We start from the raw sequence: 23443 nt of genomic DNA, 5'->3' as shown, positions 1-23443 counted from the left end.
GCGGATCGTAGCTTCCGGCGAAATTCTTCCGGCGGATTTGCCGCCTTTTCCCGGTATCGTGCCGACATGCTCTCGCCGGTGCCCGCCGCCCTCGCCCCAGCCGCACCGGGTTCCGCGCCGTGGTGGGGTGTTCCCGTGATCGCCGGGGGCTTCCTGCTCGCGGGCGCGGTGATCGCGTTCCTGGCGACGTCGCTGAGCGACCGGCGGCGGCTGAACCGCGAGGACCGGCGCCAGTGGGACCGCGACCTCCGCGACTCCTACCTGGAGATCACCCGGTACTTCGGGCGGATCACCGCGTTCCGGTACCAGGTGCTCACCGACGAGGGCGACCGCCGGTCGCGCTACCAGGCCGGCGCCGAGGCGCTCGCGGGCCTGCGGGAGCAGGTCGCGATGCTGGAGGTGATCGGGACGCCGGCGGTGATCGCCCGGGCGCACGAACTGGAGGACCGCAGCGCCGCGGTCGTTTCCCTGTGGCACGAGCTGATCAACCCCGGGAAACCCGAGTACCGGGCCCTGAACACGGCCCGCAACGAGCTGCTCGACGCCGTCAAGGACAGCGTCCGGGGCGCCCGCCGCTCGTAGCCCCGGCGGCCGCGCAGGCCGTACCTTGTGGGGCATGGCCGATACCCAGCGTTCGAAGTTCTCCGAGCTCCTGCAGGCGCAGATCCGGCACGAGTTCACCGCCGCGCAGCAGTACATCGCCCTCGCCGTCTGGTTCGACGCCCGCGATCTGCCGAGGCTGGCGAAACGCTTCTACCGGCAGTCGATCGAGGAGCGCAACCACGCGCTCGCCATGGTCCAGTACCTGCTCGACCGCGACCAGCCGGTGGCGATCCCCGGCAGCGGCGACGTCCGCAACGACTTCTCCAGCGTGCACGAGGCGATCGAGCTGGCCCTCGAGCAGGAGCGGGAGGTGACCGCCGACATCGAGGCCATGGCGAAGGCCGCGCGGGCGGAGGAGGACTACCTGGGCGAGCAGTTCGTGGCCTGGTTCCTCAAGGAGCAGGTCGAAGAGGTGGCCCAGATGTCCACGCTGCTCACGGTCGTCGAGCGCGCCGCGGACAACCTCTTCGAGGTCGAGAACCACCTCTACCGCGAGTCGGCGACGGGCGTCGAGGACGCGCCGGCCATGCCACCGGTCGCGGGCGGCAAGCTCTGACGGCTACCGGAACGGTGCGCACTTCGTGCCGGATGACCGGTCTCACCGTGATCCCGGCGCGCGGGTGCGGAGCCGCTCACGAGGCCGTGATGCCGGGTTCACCGCGCCGCAGCGGGCGGCGGTTCGACTGGGGCCGGTGATCGTCCGATCGCCGTAACCGAGACCGCCAGGAGGAGCACCGTGCCCGTCCCGATTTCCGAAGCCCTCGGTGTCCAGGCGGACGCCGCGCGAAGCAAGATCGCCGAGCTGCGGCGGCCGGGCCGGTACCTGCTGAGCTCCGCCCTGGCGGGCGCGTACATCGGGATCGCCGTGGTGGTGCTGCTCGCCGTGACCGGGCCGTTGAACGCGGCGCAGTCGCCGTGGACGAAGCTCGTGCAGGGGCTGGTGTTCGGGATCGCGCTGACGCTCGTGGTGTTCGCGGGCGGTGAGCTGTCGACCGGCAACATGATGACGATGGTGCAGGGCGCGTTCGCGCGCCGCCGCGGGGTGGGCCAGGGGATCGCGGTGATCGCCGGGTCGTTCGCGGGCAACCTGGCCGGCTCGGTCCTGTTCGCCTGGCTGGTGCACGAAAGCGGGATCCTGCAGGCGGGCGCGACCCCGGGGCACGCCGCGCCCGCCGCCGCGTTGCTCGCCGCGACGGTGCAGGCGAAGACCGCGGAGTCGGCGGCGATGCTCTTCTTTCGCGGCGTGCTCTGCAACCTGCTGGTCTGCCTCGGGGTCTGGATGGCGGCCCGGACGAAGTCGGACGGCGCGAAGCTGGTGCTGCTCTTCTGGTGCCTGCTCGCGTTCATCGGCTCCGGGTTCGAGCACGTGGTGGCCAACATGACGACGTTCTCCCTCGGCCTGTTCGAAGGCGTGCCGGGAGCGACGTTCGGGGCGTTCGCGCTCAACCTGGTGCTGGTCGGGCTGGGCAACCTCGTGGGCGGCGGCCTGATCGTCGGCGCGGGCTACGGGTTCCTCGGCCGCGGCGAACCGGCGCTGACGGCCGCGCCGCGTCCGGCCGGCGAAGCGCTGGAACCCGTCTCCGCCTAGGCAGGAGTACGATCAGGGCAGTCGTCCTGTACGACTGCCCTGATCGGAGGTTCCATGACTTCACCAGCGGCCGCGCGCGGCGAAGCGGTCCGGCAGCGGCTGCTGACGGCGGCGGCCGAACTCGTCCCGGAACGCGGGTGGCCCGCGGTCAGCACCCGGGTCATCGCCGAGCGCGCGGGTGTCACGCCCAGCGTCGTGCACTACCACTTCGCGTCGGTCCAGGTGCTGCTCGCCGAGGCCGTGCTGGCCGCGATGCGCGAGCTGGCCGGCGAGGTCGAACCGCTGCTGGAGCGGGCGCGCACGCCCGAGGAGGTCGTCGACGCGCTGGCCGGCTCCGTCGAGCGGTACACCGGCGCCGACCCGGCGTCGCTGCTGTTCGTCGAGGCCTACCTCGCCGCGACGCGCGACGATACCCTGCGCCGGGGGATCGCGGCGATCCTCGACGGCCTGCGGACGCGGCTGGGCGGGCGGCTCCACGCCCTCGGCGTCCCGGACGCCGACGCGACCGCGGCGGTGCTCGTCGCCACCGTCGACGGGTTGCTGCTGCACCGGCCGCTGAGCCCGGCTCCCGCGGCGGCGGCCGTCCTGCTCCGGCTGGTCCGGTCGTGACGGCGGCGCGGCCCGGACGGGTCCTGCGAGCGGTCTTCCGGGCCCCGGTACGCCTGTACGACCACGGCTTCGGGTGGCTGCTCGGCCGGCGGTTCCTGTGCCTGACACACGTCGGCCGCCGCTCGGGCCGCACCTACCGCACGGTCCTCGAAGTCGTCGGCGTCGCCCGCGGCGAGTACTTCGTCGTGGCCGGGCTGGGCGCGGGCGCCGACTGGTACCGCAACATCCGGGCCCGGCCGCCGGTCGAGGTCGTGGTGGGCCGGCGCCGGTTCGCGCCGAGCCACCGGGTGCTCGGCGAGGCCGAAGCGGTCGAGGTGCTCGCGCGGTACGAGCACCGCAACCGCTTGGCGGCTCCGATCCTGCGGCACGTGCTGAGCAAGCTCTTGGGCCGGCGGTACGACGGCAGCGAGGACGGGCGCCGGCTCATGGCGAGCCAGCTGCCCATCGTCGGATTGCGCCAACAGCAATAGAAAGGCGGAAGCGGCACACCCCCAACGCGTGCCGCTTCCGCCTTTTTCAGCGGCAGAACGAAACTTCCGGGTAGGCCGGGGCGTCGAGCGGCGGCCGGTTCTCGCCCCGCAGGTGCCGGTCGAAGAACGCATTCACGTACGTCCGCGTGATCTCCTGCGTCCGCGCGGCGCTCGTCGTCGCGCCCAGGTCGACGCCGAGCTGGTCCCCGACCAGGCCCACGTCGGTGAAGGACGCGTGCAGCGTGCCCGCCACCTCGATCCAGCGCTTCCAGCCGGTCAGCTGCGCCCAGTCCCGTTCCCACGGCACGTTCCCCGGCGCGCACGCCGGCGTCCGCGCGTGGCTGACGAACATGAACGGCCGGGCCAGCCCGGGTGCGGTGAGCGGGACCTCCGTCGTGCCGTCGATGTCGATCCCGGCCCGGATGCGGGAGTCGGCGACCATCGCGGGGATCGTGCTCGCGCCCCCCATGGAGTGCCCGGCCATGCCGATCCGCGACGCGTCGACGAGCGGGCCCCACTTCTTCGAGCGGGTGAGGGAATCCAGCACGAACGACACGTCGGCGGCCCGGCCCAGTTCCAGCTTCGTCCAGAACGCGGTGTCGTGCGGCACCTCGCAGGACGCGCACCCGGCGAAGTGCCCGTCCGGGAAGCTCGTGCCGGTGTTCTCGTAGGTGTGGCCGACGAGCGCGACGGCGTACCCGTGGCTCGCCAGGTCCTCGGCCAGCGCGGTGAGCGTGGCGCGGGGCTTGGTGTAGCCGGGCGAAAGCACCACCAGGGGCAGGTGGTGCCCGGCCGGCCGGGCACCGGCCACCGAGTTGGTCGCCACCCCGGTGAGCAGGTCCGGCGGCACGTCCAGGCCGCTGTCCCGCAACAGGGCTGCGGATTCGGCCGAGGTCAGGTACTGCGTCTTCGGCCCGTGCGCGGACGCCGCCGGGTAGAAGAGCGAGACCATCAGTTCCCGGTAGGGCACCGACGGCACCCAGGGGTCCGGGCGCGAGGTGTCCTTCAGGTACACCGGTGTGCTGCCCACCGGCCGGTTCCCGGTCGGCGCGGGCAAGGAGAGCGTCATGGCGGAGTCGACCTCCGGGGAGTGCGGCTGGGCCGAAGCCACGGGCGCGGACAAGGCCAGCGCGGTGACCGCGGTCAGGATCATTGTCTTCATCCGATGAACGTCACTTCCGGGTAGGCGGGCGACGGCGCGGCCAGCAGCGGCTGGGGCCGGCACCGCAGGTTCCGGTCGAAGAAAGCGCTTACGTAGTTCCGGGTGATCGTCAGCGCCCGGTTCGCGTCGATCGACGCGCCGAGGTCGACGCCCAGCTGCTCGGCCAGCACACCGAGGTCGGTGAAGGACGCGTGCGCCGTGCCGGACACCATGAGCCAGCGCTTCCAGCCCGTCAGGTGCGTCCAGTCGGTTTCCCAGTCGTCGTACGGACCGGGCTGACCCGGCGTGTACTCGTCCATGCTGCCCAGGAACAGGAACGGCCGGGACAGCCCCGAAGCCGGCAGCGGCACGTGGATGCTCCCGTCGATGTCGGCGCCGGCCCGGATGCGCGGGTCGGCCAGCATCGCCTGCGTCGTGACCGCGCCGCCCGCGGAGTGGCCGGTCATGCCGATCCGCGCCGGGTCGATCAGGGCGCCCCACTTCTTCGAGCGCAGCAGCTCGTCGAGCACGAACGACGTGTCCTTCGACCGCACCTGCGCGAACTTCTCCCAGAACCCGGGCTGGTCGTCGACTTCGCAGGCGGCGCAGCCGGTGACGTGCCCGTCGGGGAAGGTCGTGGCGCGGTTTTCGTAGGTGTGGTCGATCGCCGCGACGGCGTAGCCCCGGCTGGCGAGGTCCTCGGCCAGCGCGGTGAGCGTGGCGCGCGGCTGCGTCCAGCCCGGTGACAGCACGACCAGCGGCAGGCCGTGCCACCGCCCGGCCGGCTTCGCGTCGACGACGGCGTTCGTCCGGACGGTGCTCAGGACGTCCAGCGGCAGCCCTGGGATGTTCTCCCGTTCGAGGTTGCGCTCGGACTCCAGCGGCGTCATGTACTGCTTCGTGGGCCCGTTCGCCCGGGCCGCCGGGTAGAAGACGGAGACCATCAGCTCCCGGTAGGGCACGGTCGCCACCCAGGGATCGGGGCGCGAGGTGTCCACAAGGGACAGTGTGCTGACGCCGACGGGCTCGCGGCCGGTCGGGCGGGGCAGGTGGGGCGTCGTGGCCGCCGAAGCGACCGGCGACGCGGACAGCGTGAGGGTGAGGGCGGTGGCTACCGCGAGAGTGCGCATGATTCCCCCAGTCGGAATCGTCAGGACAGGTGGCGGACGCGTCGGAAGCAGAACCAGGTGAGCAGTGCGGTCATGGCGAGGTAGAGCGCGAGTTCGAGCCACTGCAGCGCCCAGAACCGCGAACCCGGCTGGTAGGTCAGGCGCTGCTGGTAGCCGTGCCGGCCGAGCTGGGCCATGCACGCTTCCATGGTTCCGCGCTCCGGCGGGCCCTGGCCCGGCCGCGGGGCGCAGGTCTGGATGAAGTCCGGCAGCGGCTCGGCGATGTTGCCCGCGGGGTCGATGGTCTCGTTCGCCAGTACCCACGCGCCGGCCGGGTTCCGCACGCCGATCTCCAGGATGCCGTGGGTGTCGTCGCCGGTGATGTTCGTGATGTCCTTGCTGACGATCGGTACCGTCATCTGCGCCGGCGGGATGAGGTACGGCCGCACGAAGTTCGGCACCACGAGCAGCACGGCGGCGAGCGCGACGAGCGTGACGGCCATGGCGGCCACCGTCCGCTTCAGCAGCATCCCGACCGCGACTCCGAGCGCGAGCGCGAAGGCCGCATAACCGATCGGGACGATGCCGCGGGCGCCGAAGACGACGGGCATGATGCGCGAGAGCATCCCGCGGTCGGTCTGCTGGGCCGCGAGCGCGTCGATCGGGCTCGCCCACCACGACACCGCCCAGCCGAGCAGGCCGGCCGCCACCATCGCGGCGAGCAGCCCGACGCCGAGCTTGGTGGTGAGCCAGCGCTTGCGCGTGACGGTCTGGTTCCAGACCAGGCTGTGCGTGCCGCTCTCCAGCTCGCGCGTGATCATCGGGACGCCCCAGAACACGCCGATCGCCGCGGGCAGCAGGTACAGCACCAGGATCGTGCCGCCGAAGAGGACGTCCTGGTCGGAGAAGTCGGTGCGCCCGACCAGGTCCGGCCCGGTGATGGCGAGCACGACGCCGATCAGGACCAGCGCGGTGAAGACGGACAGCGCCGACAGGCGGAACTGGCGCCAGGTCAGCCAGGTCATCGGAGGACCTCCAGGGCGGGACGGGCGGCGGCGGGGTTGCTCATGTACTCGAGGACGAGGTCCTCGAGGCCGATCCGCGCGACCGTCCACGCGGGATCGAGGATCGGCGCCTCGGTGCGCACGAGCACGGTGGTCTGGCGGTCGGTGTGCTTCTCGGAGACGACGTGCTGGTCCGCCGGCAGCGTGCCGACGTCACGGCGCGGCCCCGACAGCCGATGGTGCGTGGCCAGCAGCTCTTCGACCTCGCCGATCACCCGGACCTGCGAGTCCACCAGCACGACGAGGTGGTCGCAGACGCGTTCCAGGTCGTTGACCAGGTGCGAGGACATCACGACGGACAGCCCGTGCTCGGCGACGGCCTCCATGAGGTCCTGCAGGAATTCCCGGCGCGCCAGGGGATCCAGCGCGGCGACCGGCTCGTCGAGCAGCAGCAGCTCGGGGCGCTTGGCGATGCCGAGGGTGAGCGCGAGCTGCGCCCGCTGTCCACCGGACAGCTTCCCGGCGTGCTGCTTCGGGTCGAGCCCCAGCCGTTCGATCCGTTTCGCGGCGAGCGCGGCGTCCCAGCGCGGGTTGAGGTGCGCGCCGAGCCGCAGGTGCTCTTCGATGGTCAGTCCGGTGTAGACGGGCGTGCTCTGGGCGACGTACCCGACCTTCGCCAGCTGGTCCGGCCCGCTGCCGGGCACCCCGCCGCACACCTCGATGCTGCCGGTCGTCGGCTCCAGCATGCCGGAGGCGATGTTCAGGAGGGTGGACTTGCCGGCGCCGTTGGGGCCGACGAGCCCGGTGACGTGGCCGGCCTCGATTTCGAGCGTGCAGCCGGTCAGCGCCCACTTGCGCTTGTACTTCTTGCCCAGTCCCCGGGCGGTCAGGACGGTCACGCTATGTCCTCTCTGGCGGAGTCGCGAAACGTGGACATCAGCAGGGCCTCGATGCTCTCTTCGTCGAGCCCCGCCTTGCGGGCCTTGCCGAGCCAGCGGCGCAGGTCCTGCCGCAGCGACCCGAGCACGGCGAAGGAGGTGCCGCCGTTGAGCGTCGCGGTGACGAAGGTGCCGACGCCGGGCCGCGCCGAGACGAGGCCGTCGTGCTCCAGTTCGCGGTAGGCCTTCAGCACGGTGTTCGGGTTGATGGCGAGGGAGGCGACCACGTCCTTGACCTTCGGGAGCTGGTCTCCCTCGGCGAGCAGGCCCAGGCGGAGGGCGTGCCGCACCTGCTGGACCAGCTGCTGGTACGGCGAGAGACCCGACCGGGCGTCGAGGTGGAATTCGATCATCGGCAACTCCATTTATCTAGTTGCCTAGTACTATAGCTAAGCAGTGCAAGTCCGCGCCAGCCCCAGCGCCCCAAGGCGGCCTTGGTTGCGTCTGACGCACCGAAGGCCGCCTTGGGTGCGTCTGACGCACCGAAGGCCACATTGGGGCGCTGGGCGCCGGCGGTCGCGCGGGAACCCTCCCCGGGCTTCGCGCGAACAACTCACGAACGGCCGTGATCTTTTTCGGCGCGGCTGCCAACCCCATCACCGCCTCACCCGTCTGAGGGGGTGATCATCTCCTCCGACGAAAGGGTTCTTCGTGCGTCGATTTCCTGGGGGAGGCATCGTGCGCGGCATCGTCGTCGCGCTCGGTGTCTCGATGGCCGTCGTGGCCGGGCCGGCGGTGGCTTCCGCCTCCGTCGACAGCGTTCCCGCACCGAAGCTGAGCTGGGCCGGCTGTGAAGACGGCTTCCAGTGCGCCACCGCTTCGGTGCCGCTGGACTACGACCGGCCCGCCGGCGCGAAGATCGACCTCGCGCTCATCAAGCTGCCCGCCACCGATCCCGCGCACAAGATCGGCACGCTGTTCGTCAACTTCGGCGGCCCGGGCGCGTCCGGCCTGCAACGCCTGCGGGAACGCGGTAAGTGGCCGTGGCTGTTCTCCGACCAGCTGCGCGCGCGGTTCGACGTCGTCTCGTGGGATCCGCGCGGCATCGCGAACAGCACCGCCGTCCGGTGCTTCGACACCGTCGCCGAGCAGGAGTCGTTCTTCGGCTCCTTCCCGGAGATGCCCGGCGACCCGAGCGGCAACGCGGCCTTCTACGCCAAGTCCAAGGAACTCGCCGACCGCTGCCAAGCGAAGGCGGGCCCGATCCTCGAACACGTCTCGACGGCCAACACCGCGCGGGACCTCGAGCTGCTGCGCCGCGCGGTCGGCGACGCGAAGCTGACCTACCACGGCATTTCCTACGGGACCCAGCTCGGGGCCACGTACGCGAACCTGTTCCCGAACCGCATCCGGGCGATGGTGTTCGACGGCACGATGGACTTCGTCGGCAACGCCACCGGCCACGACGGCACTGGGAAGACCGTCCCGCTGGACACCCGCCAGGACGTCGCCACCGGCATCTCGCAGACGTTCGACCAGTTCCTGCGCCTGTGCACGGAAGCCGGCCCGAAGTGCGCGTTCTCTTCGGGTGACCCGAAGGCGAAGTGGACGGCCATCACGGCGCGGGCCAAGCAGGCCCCGATCACCGTGGACGGCGAAACCTGGACGTACTCCGGCATCATCAACGCTGCGGCGGACCTGTCCGACTCGCGGGGCTGGCCGGACATCGCGTCCCTGCTGCAGCGCCTGTACGACGCTCCTCGCACAGCGGCCGCGTTCAAGACGGGCGAGCCGTACACGGCCAACCGCACCGAGGCGTTCAACGCGATCCAGTGCAGCGACAGCGACGTCCCGGCCGACCCGGCGATCTACAGCCGGTACGCCGAATCCGAAGACCAGCGGGTGCCGTACTTCGGCCGGATCGCGGTGCTGGACATGATGAGCTGCGCGTTCTGGCAGGCCAAGGACGCCGACCGCTACACGGGCCCGTGGAACCGCCCGACGTCGGCGGAGATCCTGGTGCTGAACAACCGCTACGACCCGTCGACCCCGCTCCACGGCGCCCAGGACGGCGCCGCGGAACTGGCCCGCGCCCGGGTGTTCGTCACCGAGGGGTACGGCCACTCGTCGATGTACGTGCCGAGCACCTGCACCGAGCAGGTGAAGCGGGATTACCTGATCTCCGGGGCGTTCCCGGCGGCGGGCAAGACCTGCGCGATCGACGCGAGCCCCTTCGCGGGCTGAGGCCGAGGGGGCGGCACTTTCCGGTGAAAGTGCCGCCCCGAGGCTCACCCGGCCAGTTCGACGAGCCGTTTCGCGGCCACCAGCGCGCCGTCGGGACGGATCTCCCCGCCCACGGCCTTCGCCCGGCTTTCCGCGGCGAGCGCCGTGTCCAGCGCGGCGGACAGCGACTCGACCGTCGGTGCCGGGTCCAGGTGCGCCGCGCCGATGCCCAGCTCGGCGACCCGCGCCGCCCAGTGGGGCTGGTCCGCGATCCGCGGCACGACCAGCTGCGGCGCGCCGGCCCGGGCGGCCGTGGTGGTCGTACCGGCGCCGCCGTGGTGCACGACGGCGGCGACCCGGCGGAACAGCGCCTGCTGGTTGACCTCGCCGACGGCGAAGCAGTCGTCACCGTCGTCGATCGGGGCCAGTCCCGCCCAGCCGGCGGCCAGCACGATCCGGCGGCCCCGCGAACGGACCGCCTCGATGGCGATCCGCGCGATGCCGTCGGGCGCGTAGGCGGCCATGCTGCCGAAGCCGACGTACACCGGCGGCGCGCCGGCGTCGAGGAACTTCTCGAGCCCGTCCGGCAGCGGCCGCTCGTCGGGCATGATCCACGCGCCCGTCTGGAAGATGTCCAGGTCGGTCCGGCCCTCCGACGGACACAGCAGCGGGTCCGCGGCCAGCCACGGCTGATCGGTGAAGACGTAGTCGCGGACGTTGGCCACCGGCGGCAGGCCCAGCTCCGCGCGGTGGCTGCGCACGGCCGGGCCGTACAGGGCGTCGACCCGCTCGGCGTCCTGCCGCCACAGCACCCGGTTGTCGGTCTCGTCCGGCGACGACGGCGTGCCCGGCCGCGCCCCCGGCGGGAAGTGCCGCGACGGCAGCCCGAGCAGGTGGAAGCACGCGAACACGTACGGCAGGCCCAGGTGGTCCGCCACGTCCCGCGCGCCGGCCGGCAGCAGGCCGGTCGCCAGCAGCGCGTCACACCCCTCGGCGGCCGCCGTGAGCGTCTCGAACCGCGCGTCGACCAGCCGCGGCGCGAGCTTGAACGCGTCTTCGGCCGTCGGCGGCTTCGGATTGGCGACGATCGAGCGCACCGTCGGACCGAGCGGCACCAGCGGCACCTCCGCCCGCGCCAGCAGCCGCCCGAAGTCGTCGTCCGGCGGCGCGCACACGACCGCGTCCGCGCCCAGTTCCCGCAGGGCCACCGCGAGCCCGGCCAGCGGTTCGACGTCCCCTCGTGAACCCCACGTCGTCAACAGCACCCGCATTGAGCGTTCCCCCGTTTTCCCTGGTAGTGGCCTACGGCGGGCCATTGTGGGGGATCACCCCCGCCTTGCCGCAAGCCCGGGGTTCGGCTATACCTTGAAGGGGGCGGGGAGTTCTTCCGGGCGGGCACCGCCACTGACGAACGCGTCGCGCGGGTGCTGCACCGAAGCCAGCGACAGGATGTCGCGCCCGAACAGCGCCGCCGTCAGCCACACCGCGAGCACGCGGACCTTGCGCTCCCAGCTCGGCACGGCCAGCACGTGGTAGCCGCGGTGCATGAGCCAGGCCGGCAGGCCGGTGATCACGAGGCGCCGGTACTGGAAGATGCCGCGGCCGAGGCCGAGCGTCGCGATGGCACCCAGGCTGCGGTGGACGTACGGCTTCGGTTTCCGGCCGCGCAGGGTCGCGATGATGTTGCGCGCCAACAGCTTTCCCTGCCGGTACGCGTGCTGGGCGTTGGGCACCGTGCGCGCGCCCGGGACCGGCGAGGCGAGGTCGGGTACCGCGGCGTCGTCGCCGGCCGCCCAGGCGTCGGGCACGCCCTCGACCCGCAGGTCCGGCCGCACGACGACCAGGCCGCGCGCGTCGACCGGGAGGTCGGTGTGCTTGCCGATGACGGGGTTCGCGCCGTTGCCGGCGGTCCAGACGATCAGCTCCGAGTCGAACTCCTCGCCGGTCGAGAGCGTCACGTGCCCGCCGGTCGCCGACGTCACCAGCGTGTCGAGGTGGACGCGCGCGCCCCGCCGTTCCAGCTCGCGCACGACCCAGCGCCCCGGCCGGTCGGTGACCTCGGGCAGGATGCGGCCCGACGCCTCGACGAGGTGGAACCGGAGTTCGTCGCGACGCAGTTCGGGGTAGCGCTTGAGCAGCGCGGTGGCCAGCGACAGCAGCTCGCCGAAGCCTTCGACGCCCGAGAAGCCGCCGCCGACGAAGGTGACCGTGAGCAGCTTCCGCCGTTGCGGGCCTTCGGGGAGCACGGCGGCGCGGTCGAACGACGTGAGCAGCCGGTCCCGGATCGCGACCGCCTCTTCGACGTGCTTGAGGCCGATCGCCTCTTCGGCGACGCCGGGCACGGGCAGCTTGCGGGTGACGGCGCCGGCGGTGACGACGACGATGTCGTAGCCGAGCTCGAAGGCGTCCCCGTCGGTCGGCCGCACGGTGACGACGCGGTCCGCGTGGTCGATGGCCGTGACGGTCCCGGCGACCACGCGGGTCCGGCGCAGGTGCCGCCGCAGCGACACGGCGGCGTGCCGTGCCTCGACGGCCCCGGCGACGACTTCGGGCAGGAACGGTTGGTAGGTCAGGTAAGGCCGCGGGTCGACGAGGGTGACTTCGGCTTCGTCCGGGCGGAGTTTCTTCTCCAGCTTCCAGGCGGCGTAGAACCCGGCGTAGCCACCGCCGACGATCAGGATCCGGCGCATTTCGTCCTCTTTTCTCGCTTCACCCCTTGGACGAGGTGGCGGGCGAGGACGTGACTGATATCCGCGTCACAGCGAGGACGCGCTCCCGGTGGTGCTCCTCGTGCAGATCGCGGCGCCGGGCGTGCAGCAGCTGCGCGAGCGTGATCACCCCGCGGACCCGGTCCGGCTCGGCCCGGTCGACCACCACGGCCTGCGTGACGTTGCCGGCCGCCAGCTTGTTCGCCACTTCGCGGAGCGTGTCGTCGGGGTGGCAGGTCGCGTGGGCGCCGCGCGCCAGCAGCGCGTGGCCGACCTCCGGGTCGGCCGTCATGACTTCGTGCGCGAAGAACGTCTCCAGCGGGTCGGTCGTGTACTCGCGGGTGAGGTGCAGCCGGCGGCGGGCGATCTTCTCGGTCAGCACCGATCGCTTGAGCAGCAGCACGGACACCGCGTACGCCGACACCGACGCCACCACCAGCGGCAGCAGGTCGTTCCACGCGTGCGTCAGCTCGAGCGTGAACACGATGCCCGTCAACGGCGAGCGCATGACGCCGCCGACGACCGCGGCCAGGCCGCACACCGCCCAGAACCCGGCCGACACGTGGGGGAGCAGGCCGCCTTCGGCCGCCCCGAGCGCGGCGCCGATCATGAACACCGGCGCCAGCACCCCGCCGGACGTGCCCGAGCCGAGCGACAGCGACCAGATGAGCGTCTTGACCACCAGGACGCCGATGATCAGCGACGTCGTCGCCTGTCCCGTGAGCAGCTGGTCGATGACGTCGTAGCCGACGCCGAGCGCGCGCGGCTCGACGAGCCCGCCGGCGCCGATGACCAGTCCGCCGATCGCCGGCCACCACATCCAGTGGATCGGCAGCCGCGCGAAGCCGTCCTCGGCGAGGTAGACCAGTGCCGTCGCGGCGATCGCGAGCAGGCCGCCGGTGATGCCGGGCACGAGGGCGAGCACGTCGGCGCCCGCGCCCGGCGCCGGCGCGGCGGGCAGGCCGAAGACCGGGGCGGTGCCGAGGAGGAAGCCGCGGCAGAGCGTGCTGGTCAGGACGGCGGCGGCGACCGGCACGAAGCTGCGTGGCCGCCATTCGAACAGCAGCAGCTCGACCGCCAGCAGGATCGACGCGAGCGGGGCGTTGAACGTCGCCGCCATGCCGCCCGCGGCGCCGGCGACGAGCAATGTTTTGCGCTCGTCGGCTGACAGGTGCAGCAGCTGCGCGAGGATCGACCCGACGGCGCCGCCGGTCATGATGATCGGGCCTTCGGCGCCGAACGGCCCGCCGGTGCCGATGCTGACAGCGGCCGACACGGGCTTCAGCACGGCGACGCGCGGCGCGACCTTGCTCTCGCCGGTCAGGATGGCCTCGATCGCCTCCGGCATGCCGTGGCCGCGGATCTTTTCCGACCCGAACCGGGCCATCAGGCCGATCACGAGCGCCCCGGCGACGGGCGCGGTCAGCACCAGCCACCACGGGTGCGCGGCGGCGCCGGGCGCGACGAGCGCGGTGTCGAACCGTTGGTAGAACACGAGGTTCGTGATGAGGCCGATGAGTTTCAGCAGCGCGAGCGCGGCCAGCGCGGCGGCGCCCCCGACGGGGACCGCGAGCAGGGCGATCAGCAGCATGCGCGGCCGCACCTGGAAGTCGCCCAGGTGCGTGGCGCGGGGCTGCGCGGGCGTGGCGCCGCTCATCCGGCCTCCGTTCGTGTATTGCAGTCAGCAATACTTGTAGTGGCGAACGGTTGCGGTCAAGTCGAGCCGCGGTCGAGTGGCGGGGTTCACGGCAGGCCGAGGGGACGTTCCCCGCGTCCGGCGGGATCGGGTGGTCCGGTCAGCCCCAGATGGCTTCGGGTGCCGCGGCCGCGGGCGGTTCGCCGCCGGCTTCGGCGAACGCCGTGAGCGCGTCGACGAGCCCCTGCCTGCTCTCCGCCGGCATCCGGGCGACGATCTTGGCGATCTCCCGGCGCCGCCGGGTCGTCACCTGCCGGACGATCCGGGCGCCCTCCCGGGTGATGTCCAGCACGATCTCGCGGCGGGACACCGGGCTGTGCTGCCGGTCGACGAGCCCGGCGGCGACCAGGCGGTCGACCATCCGGCTGGCCGTCGACGGCGTGACGCCGAGGTGCTCGGCGAGCGTCGCGTGCTTGAGCGGCCCGCGGGTGTGCAGGACCACGAGGAGCCGGAACTGCGGCAGCGTCAGGCCGTCCTCGGCCGCGGCGATCGACCGGACGGACACCGCCACCAGCAGCCGCGACGCGGTGAGGACGGCGTCGGTCAGCGTGTCGACGCAGGCGGCGTCCATGCCCGGGTTCGTGCGGGTCATGCCGTCCAGTGTGCCGGAGCGGTCCTGCCCCGCGGGGGTGACCCCCGGCTTGACAGCGGGCCGCTCGTCTCGCACTATGCGAACAAGTGTTCGATAACTTTCTCCTGGGTGCGCCCGCCTGGTGCGGGTGTCTCCGGTGCGAGTACGTGGTGCTGGAGGTGAGCGGTGGTGGCGGTGCCGGACGCGCTGGCCGGGCTCACGGCGATCCCGGGGGTCCGCACGGCGGCCCAGCTGGGCGCCGCCCCGGCGTCGGATGACGTGCTGGCCGTGCTCCCACCGCTGGCCGGACTGCTGCCGGGCGGCGCCTTGCGACGCGGCACGACGGTCTCGGTACGCGGCGCGACATCGCTGGCGCTGGCGTTGCTGGCGGCGGCAACCCGCGACGGTTCCTGGGCGGCGGTGACGGCCCTCCCCGAGCTGGGCCTGGCCGCGGCGGCGGAACTCGGCGTCGACCTGGAGCGGCTCGCGCTGGTGCCGCACCCGGGCGCGGAGCTGACGGGCGTGTTGTCGGCGCTGGTGGACGGGTTCGACCTGGTGGTGCTCGGCCCGGTCGCCGTCGAGTCCCAGCTGGCGCGCCGGTTGGCGGGGAGAGTGCGCAACCGTGGGGCGGTGCTGCTGACGATGGGCCCGTGGCCGGGCGCCGACGTGGAGTTGCGGGTGTCGGGCCGCCGCTGGCACGGCTTGACGCCGGACGGGTACGGGCACTTGAGGACGCGCGAAGTGGTGGCGACGAGCGTCGGGCGAGGCGCGGCGGTGCGGCCGTCGTCGGTGCGGTTGCAGCTGCCGGGACCGGGCGGGGCGGTCGCGGCGGGTGAGCCCCGGAAGCGGCGGCTCGCCGAGGTGGCCGGGTGAGCCGTGTCGGTGGGAACGAAAGCCGGCTGTGGTGCCTTGCGTCCCCCGCGCGGTGACCAGCCGGGCGCCGTGCGCGATGTGCGGAGCCGCGCTGCGGGTGTGGTGGTTTCGGCGTGGCGGTGTGCGGTCGGGATGCTTTGCTGTGCTTGCGTTGTGAGTCGGGCTGCGGGTGTTCGCGCCGGCGAGATGCCTTGCTGCGCCTGCATTGTCAGCCGGACCGCGGTCGTCCGGGTCGGCCGCGCCACGAGCCGCGCCGCCGGCCGGGGGCGGGCGTTGCCCTCGTCCGTGCTTGCCTCGGCCGCGGGATGAGCGGTTCACCACGGCTGCTGGTGCTGTGGTGCCCGGACTGGCCGGTCGTCGCCGCCGGGGCCGCGGCCGGTACTCCGCCCCTCGCGCCCGCCGCCGTCTTCTCCGCCAACCGCGTTGTCGCCTGCTCCGCCTCCGCGCGCCGCGATGGGGTCGGGCGCGGGATGCGGCGGCGCGATGCCCAGTCGCGGTGTCCCGGTCTCGTCGTCCACCAGCACGATCCCGACCGCGACGCCCGCCTCTTCGAACCCGTCGCCGCCGCCGTCGAACGGCAGGCCGTCGGGGTCGAGGTCGTGCGGCCGGGCATCGTCGCCGTCCCGGTCGCCGGTGCCGCCGGGTACTTCGGCGGCGAGGAAGCGCTCGCCGAGCTGCTCATCAACGAGGTCGAAGCGGGCGCCGGCGTCGAATGCCAGGTCGGGATCGCCGACGGGCTCTTCGCCGCGACCCTCGCCGCCCGCCGCGCGGCCCTCGTCCCGCCCGGTGGCACGGAAGCCTTCCTCGCGCCCCTCCCGATCACCGAGCTGAACCAGCCGGGCGACGACCGCGGCGAGCTCGTCGGCCTGCTGCGGCGCCTGGGCCTGCGCACCCTCGGCGCGTTCGCCGCGCTGGCCGAACGCGACGTCGCCGGCCGCTTCCCGAAGGACGCCGTCACCGCGCACCGCCTCGCCCGCGGCCTCGCCGAACGCCCGCCGCTGCGCCGCGCCCTCCCACCGGACCTGACGGTCACCGAGGAGTTCGACCACCCCCTGAGCCGCGTCGACGAAGCCGCGTTCATCGCGAAGACCCTCGGGGAACGCTTCTTCGCGGGACTCGCGAACCACGGCTTGGCCTGCACGCGCTTGGCGATCGTCGCGGTCACCGAAGCGGGCGAAGAACGCGTACGCGTCTGGCGCTGCGCCGAGCCCCTGACCGCCCGCGCGACGGCCGACCGCGTGCGCTGGCAGTGCGAAGGCTGGCTCACCGCGCGCGACCGGCCCAGCGCCGGGATCGTCCGGCTGCGCCTCGACCCCGAAGAGGTCGTCGGCGGCCAGGCGCTGCAGCTGCAGCTCGGTTCCCTGGGCCGCGACGCCGACGCGGCCGAGCGCGCGGGCCGCGCGCTGGTCCGCATCCAGGGTCTCCTCGGCCCGGACGCGGTGGTGACGCCGCTGCTGGACGGCGGTCGCGGCCCGGCCGAGCGAGTCCGCCTGATCCCGTGGGGCGAACCGCGAAAGCCGGCGGTCGAGGACCGCCCGTGGCCGGGCCGCCTCCCGGCACCATCGCCGGCGCGGGTACCACCCGAGCCACCCCCGGCGAGCGTGCTCGACGCCGTGGGCGACCCGGTCGCCTGCACGGACCGCGGCGAGCTCACGTACCCCCCGGCGACGATCGCCATCGACGGCGGCCCGGTGCGCCGCGTCCTGGGCTCGGCGGGACCGTGGGTGGTGCAGTCGTCACTGCCGGCGAAGCGGGGCGACCGCCCGCTGGCCCGCATGCAGGTGGTGCTGGAGGGGGAGCACGACGACCTCGCGTTGCTGCTGAAAGTGACCGTGGGCAGAGATCCACAATGGACGGTCGAGGGTGTCTACGACTGACCGTCCGTTGTGATCGAGACGACGTCGAGTTGACACCGGCCCCCGCCGGGCTCAGGATCGAGCCAACGCAGTCGTACGTGTGTTCGAACAGTAGTCGCTGGCTTCCCCACAGCGAACTCCTTGTGGGGAGCGGAGTTTTGGCGTTCAACAATCCGAGTGTGCCGTGGTCCGAAGTGGAACGGATCGCCTCCGGGCGGCCGCCCGTTCCCGGTGACGGCAACGATGCTCCCGCGTGGTCGCGCAAACGCGAAGGGTACGCCGGCGCGCCCGAAGACCTGCGGCACCGCAGAGCCCGGGACGACGGCGGCGACCGGATCCGCGCCCCCTACGCCGAGCTGCACGTCCACTCCAACTTCAGCTTCCTCGACGGCGCCTCTCACCCCGAGACGCTCGTCGAGGAAGCCGCGCGGCTGGAGCTCGACGCCCTCGTCCTCACCGACCACGACGGCCTCTACGGCGCCGTCCGGTTCAACGACGCCGCCCGGGAGCTCGGGGTGCGCGTCGGGTTCGGGGCCGAGCTCTCCCTCGACCTGCCCGGCCCGCAGGCCGGCGAGCCCGATCCGAACGGGTCGCACCTGCTGGTGATCGCGCGGCAGCAAGCGGGTTACCACCGGCTCTGCAAAGTCATCTCGCGCGCGCAGCTCGCCGGCGAGGAGAAGGGCCGGCCCCGCTACGACCTCGACGAGCTGGTCGGCGAGCTGGCCGGGCACGTCGTCGTGCTCACCGGGTGCCGCAAGGGGCCGGTGCGCCGCGCCCTCGCCGCCCGTGGGCCTGCCGCCGCGCGGGCCGAGCTCGGCCGGCTCGTCGACCGGTTCGGACGCCGGCACGTCGCCGTCGAGCTGATCGACCACCGGCAGCCCCTCGACGACGCGGCCAACGACCACCTCGCCGAAATGGCGGAGGACCTGCGGCTGCCGACCGTCGTCTCGAACAACGTCCACTACGCCCGCCCCGAGGACGCCGTCGTGGCCGACATGGTCGCCGCCGTCCGGGCGCGGCGCTCGGCCGAGGACCTCGAAGCCTGGCGGCCGCCGTCGGGGCAGGCGTTCCTGCGGTCCGGGATGGAGCAGCGCCGCCGCTTCGAGCGCCGCTACCCGGGCGCCGTCGGACGCGCCGCCGTCCTCGGCGTCGAGGTGGCGTTCGACCTGAAGCTCGTCGCCCCCGACCTGCCGCCGTTCCCGGTGCCGCCCGGGCACGACGAGATGTCGTTCCTTGGTGAACTGACCTGGCGCGGCGCGGCGAAACGCTACGGGCCGCGGTATGAGAACCCCGAGGCCTACGCCCAGCTCGACCACGAACTCGACGTCATCGACAAGCTCGGCTTCCCGGGCTACTTCCTCGTGGTGTGGGACATCGTCCGGTTCTGCAAGGAGTCGAACATCCTGTGCCAGGGCCGCGGCTCGGCGGCGAACTCCGCGGTCTGCTACGCGCTGGAGATCTGCCACGCCGACCCGGTGAAGTGGAACCTGCTGTTCGAGCGCTTCCTCGCGCCGGAGCGGGACGGCCCGCCGGACATCGACATCGACATCGAATCCGACCGCCGCGAGGAGGCCATCCAGTACGTCTACGAAAAGCACGGCCGGTTCCACGCCGCGCAGGTCGCCAACGTCATCACCTACCGCGCGGCCTCGGCGATCCGCGACGCCGCGAAGGCCCTCGGCCACAGCCCAGGGCAGCAGGACGTCTACGGCAAACTCGTCGACCGCTGGGGCGCGATCAAGCAGCAGAACGCCGGCGAAATCCCCGCCGACGTCCTCGACCTGGCCGCCCGGATCGAGGACTTCCCGCGCCACCTCGGCATCCACTCCGGCGGCATGGTCATCTCGAAGCAGCCGGTGTCCGAAGTGGTCCCGGTCGAATGGGCGACCATGGCGAACCGGTCGGTGCTGCAGTGGGACAAGGACGACTGCGCGGCCGTCGGCCTGGTCAAGTTCGACCTGCTCGGCCTCGGCATGCTGTCGGCACTGCACTACATGATCGACCTCGTCGCCGAACACCACGGAGCAGGAGTGGACATCGGCAAGTTCGATCTCGCCGATTCGAACGTCTACGACATGCTGTGTGAAGCCGACGCCGTCGGAGTGTTCCAAGTGGAATCCCGCGCGCAGCTGGCGACGCTGCCGCGGTTGCGGCCCAGGGAGTTCTACGACCTCGTCGTCGAAGTCGCGCTGATCCGGCCCGGCCCGATCCAGGGCGGTTCGGTGCACCCGTACATCCGGCGCCGCCGCGGTGACGAGCGGTGGGAGCACGCCCACCCGCTGCTGGCGTCCAGTTTGGACCGGACGCTCGGCGTGCCGCTGTTCCAGGAACAGGTGATGCAGATGGCTGTGGACGTCGCGAGCTTCACCCCGGCCGAAGCCGACCAGCTCCGGCGCGCCATGGGTGCCAAGCGGTCCAGCGCCAAGATGAAGGCGCTGATGGCGCGGTTCTTCGCCGGCTGCGAGGCGAACGGCCTCGACCGCGAGCTGGCGACGCGGATCTTCGAGCAGATCCACGCGTTCTCCGGCTACGGTTTCCCCGAAGCACATTCGATGTCGTTCGCTCTGCTCGTGTACGCGTCGGCGTGGTTCAAGCGCTACTACCCGGCCGCCTTCTGCGCCGGCCTGCTGCGCGCGCAGCCGATGGGCTTCTACTCACCACAGTCCTTGGTGGCCGATGCGCGCCGGCACGGCGTCCGCGTCCGCGAACCGGACATCAACGCCAGCCTCGCGCACGCCACGCTCGAACCCGACGCCGAGAGCACCGGCGGCGTCGCGCTCCGCCTCGGCCTCGCCGGCGTCCGGCACGTCGGCGACGCCGTCGCCGGCGAAATCGTCGACGAACGTGCCGAGAACGGCCCATACGCCGGAGTCGGCGACCTCACCCGCCGCGTCCAGCTGAAGAAGAACGTCGTCGAGGCACTGGCCACCGCCGGCGCGTTCGGCGGCGACCGGCGGCAGGACCTCTGGGCCGCCGGTGCCGCGGCGGCCACCCGGCCCGGGCACCTGCCCGGTCTCGCCCCGGGCCTCGACGCGCCCGCGCTGCCGGGCATGACGCGGCTGGAGGTCACCGCGGCGGACCTGTGGGCCACCGGAGTCTCCCCGGACAGTCACCCGGTCGAGTATCTGCGCTCGTTGCTCAGGAAGCGCGGCGCGCTCACGACGGCGGAACTGGCGCGCGCCGAGGACGGGACGCGCGTCTGGGTCGGCGGCGCGGTCACCCACCGCCAGCGCCCGGCGACCGCCGGCGGGATCACGTTCCTCAACCTGGAGGACGAGACCGGCATGGCCAACGTCATCGTGTCCCAGGGGCTCTGGCGCCGGCAGCGGCTGGTCGCCCACACGAGCGCGGCGTTGCTGGTCCGCGGGTACGTCCAAGCGGCCGAAGGGGTGGTCACGCTCGTCGCGGACCGGCTCGAACCGCTCGACCTGTCGATGCGGACCGCGCCGTCCCGGGACTTCCGTTGACTTCCGGGCGCCGCGCTGGTTCTCTGCTCTGAGAGCGCTTCCAGCCATCCGTTCGTGCCCGACGAGAGGATGGACCCTTCGATGACAGCTCGACGTCTGCGCTGGGCGGCGTGGCCGGTGGCGGCCGTGTTCGTGGCGGCGGTGCCGGCGGCCGCCGCGGCGACGCCGGCCGAAACGACCGTGACCGTCAACGCGAAAGCGGGCCTGGCCACCGTGCCGGACACCGCGGTCGGCGTCAACCACGCCGTGTGGGACAGCCAGCTCGGCACCGATGCCGTCGCCGACCTGTTCGGCGCCGCCGGGGTCCGCACGATGCGGTACCCGGGTGGTTCCTACGGCGACATCTACCACTGGAAGGACAACACCGCGCCGGGTGGTTACGTGGCGCCGAACACCGATTTCGACACCTTCATGGGCGGCGTCCGGCGGGCGGGCGCCCAGCCGATCGTCATCGCCAACTACGGCACCGGGACGCCGGAGGAAGCCGCGGACTGGGTGCGGTACGCCAATGTCACGAAGGGTTACGGCGTCAAGTACTGGGAGATCGGCAACGAGCTCTACGGCAACGGCCACTACGGCGCGAACTGGGAGGCCGACAACCACGAGGACAAGAGCCCGGCCGCGTACGCCGCGGGTGTCGTGGCCTACGCCGACGCCATGAAGGCCGTAGACCCGACGGTCAAGATCGGCGCGGTGCTGACGACGCCGGCGAACTGGCCGGACGGCATCGTCGCGGCCGGCGACACCGGCACGTGGAACCAGACGGTGCTCTCGATCGCGGGCCCGCACGTCGACTTCGCCGTGCTGCACTGGTACCCGAGCGGATCGACGGCGGAGGAAGCGCTTTCCCGTACCGAGCAGGTGGACGACATGCTCTACCTGGCGCGCGAGCAGATCACGCGGTACGCGGGCAAGCCGCTCGGTATCGCGCTGACCGAGACGAACACGCCGGTGGGCATGAACACCCAGCCGGGCGCGTTGTTCGCGGCCGAGGCGTACGCGTCGATGCTGGAGAACGGCGTGTTCACAGTGGACTGGTGGGACACGCACAACGGCCCGACCGCATTGTCCACAGTGGCCGGTTACCCGGACTACGGTGACATGGGCGTGCTGTCCAGCGGGACCTGTTTGGACGGTGGTTGCGAGCCGGCGTTGAACACGCCGTTCGCGCCGTACTACGGGGTGAAGATGCTGAGCACGTTCGCGCGCCCGGGCGACCGGTTCATCCGCGCCTCCGCGGACGACCCGCTGATCGACGCGCACGCGGCCCGCCGTCCGAACGGAGACCTGGCGGTCCTGTTGGTGAACAAGGACCCGGCAGCGGCGCGGTCGGTCACCCTCTCCGGTCTGCCGTCGTCCGTGTCCGAGGTGTACACGTTCACGAACGGCGCGTCGTCGATCACCCGATCGTCTACCTGGGACCGGACATTGCCCCCGTATTCCTTGACGACGGTGGTGCTGCACGCCGGTGTTCCGCCGTTGGCCGCCCCCGGGCAGCCGACCGCGACGACAACCGACACGACGGCGACGATCAGCTGGCCCACGTCGGCGCCGGGCGTGAAGTACGAGGTGTACCGGCAGGTGGGGGCGGTCAGCGAGGAGTGGGGCGAGACGACGGGGACGTCGTTGTCGGTCCGGAACCTGGCCCCGGGGACGAGGTACACGGTGAACGTGCTGGCCCGCGACGCGGCGGGGAACGTGTCGTGGGCGTCGCCCCCGCTGACGTTGACGACGGGCGCGCCGGCGTCGAGCAGCTGCACGGTCCGGTTGACGGACGTGAACGACTGGGCGAGCGGTTTCGTGGGCGGGATCACCGTGTCGTCGTCGGTGGTGACGGGTGATTGGACGTTGACGTTCACGTGGCCGACGGCGAGGCAGCGGGTGACGAGCGGCTGGAACGGAACGTGGGTCCAGGAGGGGGCGGCGGTGAAGGTGACATCGTCGGCGGCGTTGGTATCGGGTACGGACGTCGGGTTCGTGGCGGACTACGGCGGGCCGAACATCCTGCCGACGGCGTTCCGGTTGAACGGAACCCTCTGCTCGCTCGGCTGAACCGACGTGAATGACTCATTCATGTCGCCAGGCGACATGAATGAGTCATTCACGTCATCCCAGGGTCCCGGCAAAGCCGAGGCGGCGTGGTCGGCGGCGGCTCCGGACGCCGACGTTGCCGAGCGCCTGACGTCGGCGCCGGTCAGCCGGAGTTCGCCAAGTGAGCCAGCGCCGACCGCAGCACCCGCCGCTCCTCGGCGCTCAACCCCGCCAGCTTGCGCTCCTCCAGGGTCCGGATCGCCGCCCGGACCGCCGCGTGCCGCTCGATCCCCAGCTCCGTCAACCGCACCACTCGCGCCCGGCGGTCGGCCGGGTCCGGGGCTCGGCTCACCAGCCCGGCCGCTTCCAGGCCGTCCAGCAGGGCGATCAACCGCGTCTTGTCGTAGTGGATCTGCTGGGCCAGCACGAGCTGGCTCGGCGCCGCGCCCGGGGACAGCGCCGACAACACCACGTACTGCCACATCGTGAGCCCGTGCGACTCCAGCACCGGGCGCTCGGCCTCGGCCAGCGCGCGGCCCGCTCCGGCGCACAGCGCCCCGAGATCGTCGTCCTCGTTCACGCGCCGGATTTTACGCGTGGACAGATGATAAGCAGA

Annotated in this window: 20 protein-coding genes; 10 read left to right on the top strand and 10 right to left on the bottom strand. The window is 72.3% G+C overall.

Annotated elements, in window-relative coordinates; translation table 11 throughout:
* The first annotated feature begins 66 nt into the window (after positions 1-66).
* The 5 genes from ABFJ78_RS25335 (at position 67) to ABFJ78_RS25315 (ending at position 3270) form a co-directional block, all read left to right on the top strand.
* Positions 67-582, top strand: a complete 516-nt coding sequence (locus ABFJ78_RS25335; protein WP_436388843.1) for a hypothetical protein — start codon at positions 67-69, stop codon at positions 580-582.
* A gap of 34 nt (positions 583-616) precedes the next feature.
* On the top strand, positions 617-1159 hold the full coding sequence (locus ABFJ78_RS25330; RefSeq protein ID WP_436388842.1) for a ferritin: 543 nt from the start codon (positions 617-619) through the stop codon (positions 1157-1159).
* 180 nt (positions 1160-1339) lie between these two features.
* Positions 1340-2191 carry a formate/nitrite transporter family protein gene (locus ABFJ78_RS25325; RefSeq protein ID WP_436388841.1) on the top strand — a complete coding sequence of 284 codons (852 nt, stop codon included), beginning with the start codon at positions 1340-1342 and terminating at the stop codon, positions 2189-2191.
* A gap of 54 nt (positions 2192-2245) precedes the next feature.
* Entirely contained in the window at positions 2246-2800 is a 555-nt protein-coding gene (locus tag ABFJ78_RS25320) for a TetR/AcrR family transcriptional regulator (RefSeq protein WP_436388840.1), read from the top strand.
* On the top strand, positions 2797-3270 hold the full coding sequence (locus ABFJ78_RS25315) for a nitroreductase family deazaflavin-dependent oxidoreductase (protein WP_436388839.1): 474 nt from the start codon (positions 2797-2799) through the stop codon (positions 3268-3270). The genes ABFJ78_RS25320 and ABFJ78_RS25315 overlap by 4 nt, the downstream gene beginning before the upstream one ends.
* A 46-nt stretch (positions 3271-3316) precedes the next feature.
* Here ABFJ78_RS25315 and ABFJ78_RS25310 read toward each other — a convergent pair whose 3' ends face one another.
* From ABFJ78_RS25310 to ABFJ78_RS25290, 5 genes are read right to left on the bottom strand one after another with little or no spacing between them, the layout of a single operon-like run.
* Positions 3317-4432, bottom strand: a complete 1116-nt coding sequence (locus ABFJ78_RS25310) for an alpha/beta hydrolase family protein (protein ID WP_436388838.1) — start codon at positions 4430-4432, stop codon at positions 3317-3319.
* Positions 4429-5541, bottom strand: coding sequence for an alpha/beta hydrolase family protein (locus ABFJ78_RS25305; protein WP_436388837.1), 1113 nt, complete (start codon positions 5539-5541; stop codon positions 4429-4431). Before ABFJ78_RS25305 ends, ABFJ78_RS25310 begins: the two co-directional genes overlap by 4 nt.
* Before the next feature lie 20 nt (positions 5542-5561).
* Positions 5562-6545, bottom strand: a complete 984-nt coding sequence (locus tag ABFJ78_RS25300; RefSeq protein ID WP_436388836.1) for an ABC transporter permease subunit — start codon at positions 6543-6545, stop codon at positions 5562-5564.
* Entirely contained in the window at positions 6542-7423 is an 882-nt protein-coding gene (locus ABFJ78_RS25295; protein WP_436388835.1) for an ABC transporter ATP-binding protein, read from the bottom strand. Before ABFJ78_RS25295 ends, ABFJ78_RS25300 begins: the two co-directional genes overlap by 4 nt.
* The gene (locus ABFJ78_RS25290) at positions 7420-7815 is read right to left on the bottom strand and encodes a GntR family transcriptional regulator (RefSeq protein WP_400878524.1); all 396 of its coding nucleotides are present in this window, start codon (positions 7813-7815) and stop codon (positions 7420-7422) included. Before ABFJ78_RS25290 ends, ABFJ78_RS25295 begins: the two co-directional genes overlap by 4 nt.
* A 325-nt stretch (positions 7816-8140) precedes the next feature.
* On the opposite strand from ABFJ78_RS25290, the gene ABFJ78_RS25285 reads away from it, so the two are divergent.
* Positions 8141-9646, top strand: coding sequence for an alpha/beta fold hydrolase (locus ABFJ78_RS25285; protein ID WP_436388834.1), 1506 nt, complete (start codon positions 8141-8143; stop codon positions 9644-9646).
* Between the two features lie 44 nt (positions 9647-9690).
* On the opposite strand, the gene ABFJ78_RS25280 is transcribed toward ABFJ78_RS25285, so the two are convergent.
* The 4 genes from ABFJ78_RS25280 to ABFJ78_RS25265 all read right to left on the bottom strand — a co-directional run bounded on the left by ABFJ78_RS25280 (position 9691) and on the right by ABFJ78_RS25265 (position 14621).
* The gene (locus tag ABFJ78_RS25280) at positions 9691-10896 is read right to left on the bottom strand and encodes a glycosyltransferase (RefSeq protein ID WP_436388833.1); all 1206 of its coding nucleotides are present in this window, start codon (positions 10894-10896) and stop codon (positions 9691-9693) included.
* A gap of 87 nt (positions 10897-10983) precedes the next feature.
* On the bottom strand, positions 10984-12315 hold the full coding sequence (locus ABFJ78_RS25275; RefSeq protein WP_436388832.1) for an NAD(P)/FAD-dependent oxidoreductase: 1332 nt from the start codon (positions 12313-12315) through the stop codon (positions 10984-10986).
* Between the two features lie 19 nt (positions 12316-12334).
* Positions 12335-13990 carry a chloride channel protein gene (locus tag ABFJ78_RS25270; RefSeq protein WP_436388831.1) on the bottom strand — a complete coding sequence of 552 codons (1656 nt, stop codon included), beginning with the start codon at positions 13988-13990 and terminating at the stop codon, positions 12335-12337.
* Positions 13991-14129: 139 nt separating this feature from the next.
* Positions 14130-14621, bottom strand: coding sequence for a MarR family winged helix-turn-helix transcriptional regulator (locus ABFJ78_RS25265; RefSeq protein ID WP_436388830.1), 492 nt, complete (start codon positions 14619-14621; stop codon positions 14130-14132).
* 168 nt (positions 14622-14789) lie between these two features.
* Here ABFJ78_RS25265 and ABFJ78_RS25260 point away from each other — a divergent pair, with 168 nt between their 5' ends.
* The 4 genes from ABFJ78_RS25260 to ABFJ78_RS25245 all read left to right on the top strand — a co-directional run bounded on the left by ABFJ78_RS25260 (position 14790) and on the right by ABFJ78_RS25245 (position 22848).
* The gene (locus ABFJ78_RS25260; RefSeq protein WP_436388829.1) at positions 14790-15473 is read left to right on the top strand and encodes a hypothetical protein; all 684 of its coding nucleotides are present in this window, start codon (positions 14790-14792) and stop codon (positions 15471-15473) included.
* A 305-nt stretch (positions 15474-15778) separates the two neighbouring features.
* Complete coding sequence (locus tag ABFJ78_RS25255; RefSeq protein WP_436388828.1) at positions 15779-17350, top strand: DNA polymerase Y family protein; 1572 nt, start codon at positions 15779-15781, stop codon at positions 17348-17350.
* A 137-nt stretch (positions 17351-17487) separates the two neighbouring features.
* The gene (locus ABFJ78_RS25250; protein ID WP_436388827.1) at positions 17488-20796 is read left to right on the top strand and encodes an error-prone DNA polymerase; all 3309 of its coding nucleotides are present in this window, start codon (positions 17488-17490) and stop codon (positions 20794-20796) included.
* Positions 20797-20877: 81 nt separating this feature from the next.
* The gene (locus ABFJ78_RS25245) at positions 20878-22848 is read left to right on the top strand and encodes a cellulose binding domain-containing protein (protein ID WP_436388826.1); all 1971 of its coding nucleotides are present in this window, start codon (positions 20878-20880) and stop codon (positions 22846-22848) included.
* A gap of 142 nt (positions 22849-22990) precedes the next feature.
* Here ABFJ78_RS25245 and ABFJ78_RS25240 read toward each other — a convergent pair whose 3' ends face one another.
* Complete coding sequence (locus tag ABFJ78_RS25240) at positions 22991-23407, bottom strand: MarR family winged helix-turn-helix transcriptional regulator (protein WP_436388825.1); 417 nt, start codon at positions 23405-23407, stop codon at positions 22991-22993.
* Between the last annotated feature and the right edge of the window lie 36 nt (positions 23408-23443).

Origin of the sequence: Amycolatopsis sp. MEPSY49 (genome assembly GCF_051337345.1) — a bacterium.
GTDB lineage: Bacteria > Actinomycetota > Actinomycetes > Mycobacteriales > Pseudonocardiaceae > Amycolatopsis.
This window is presented reverse-complemented; position numbering and strand designations above follow the sequence as displayed.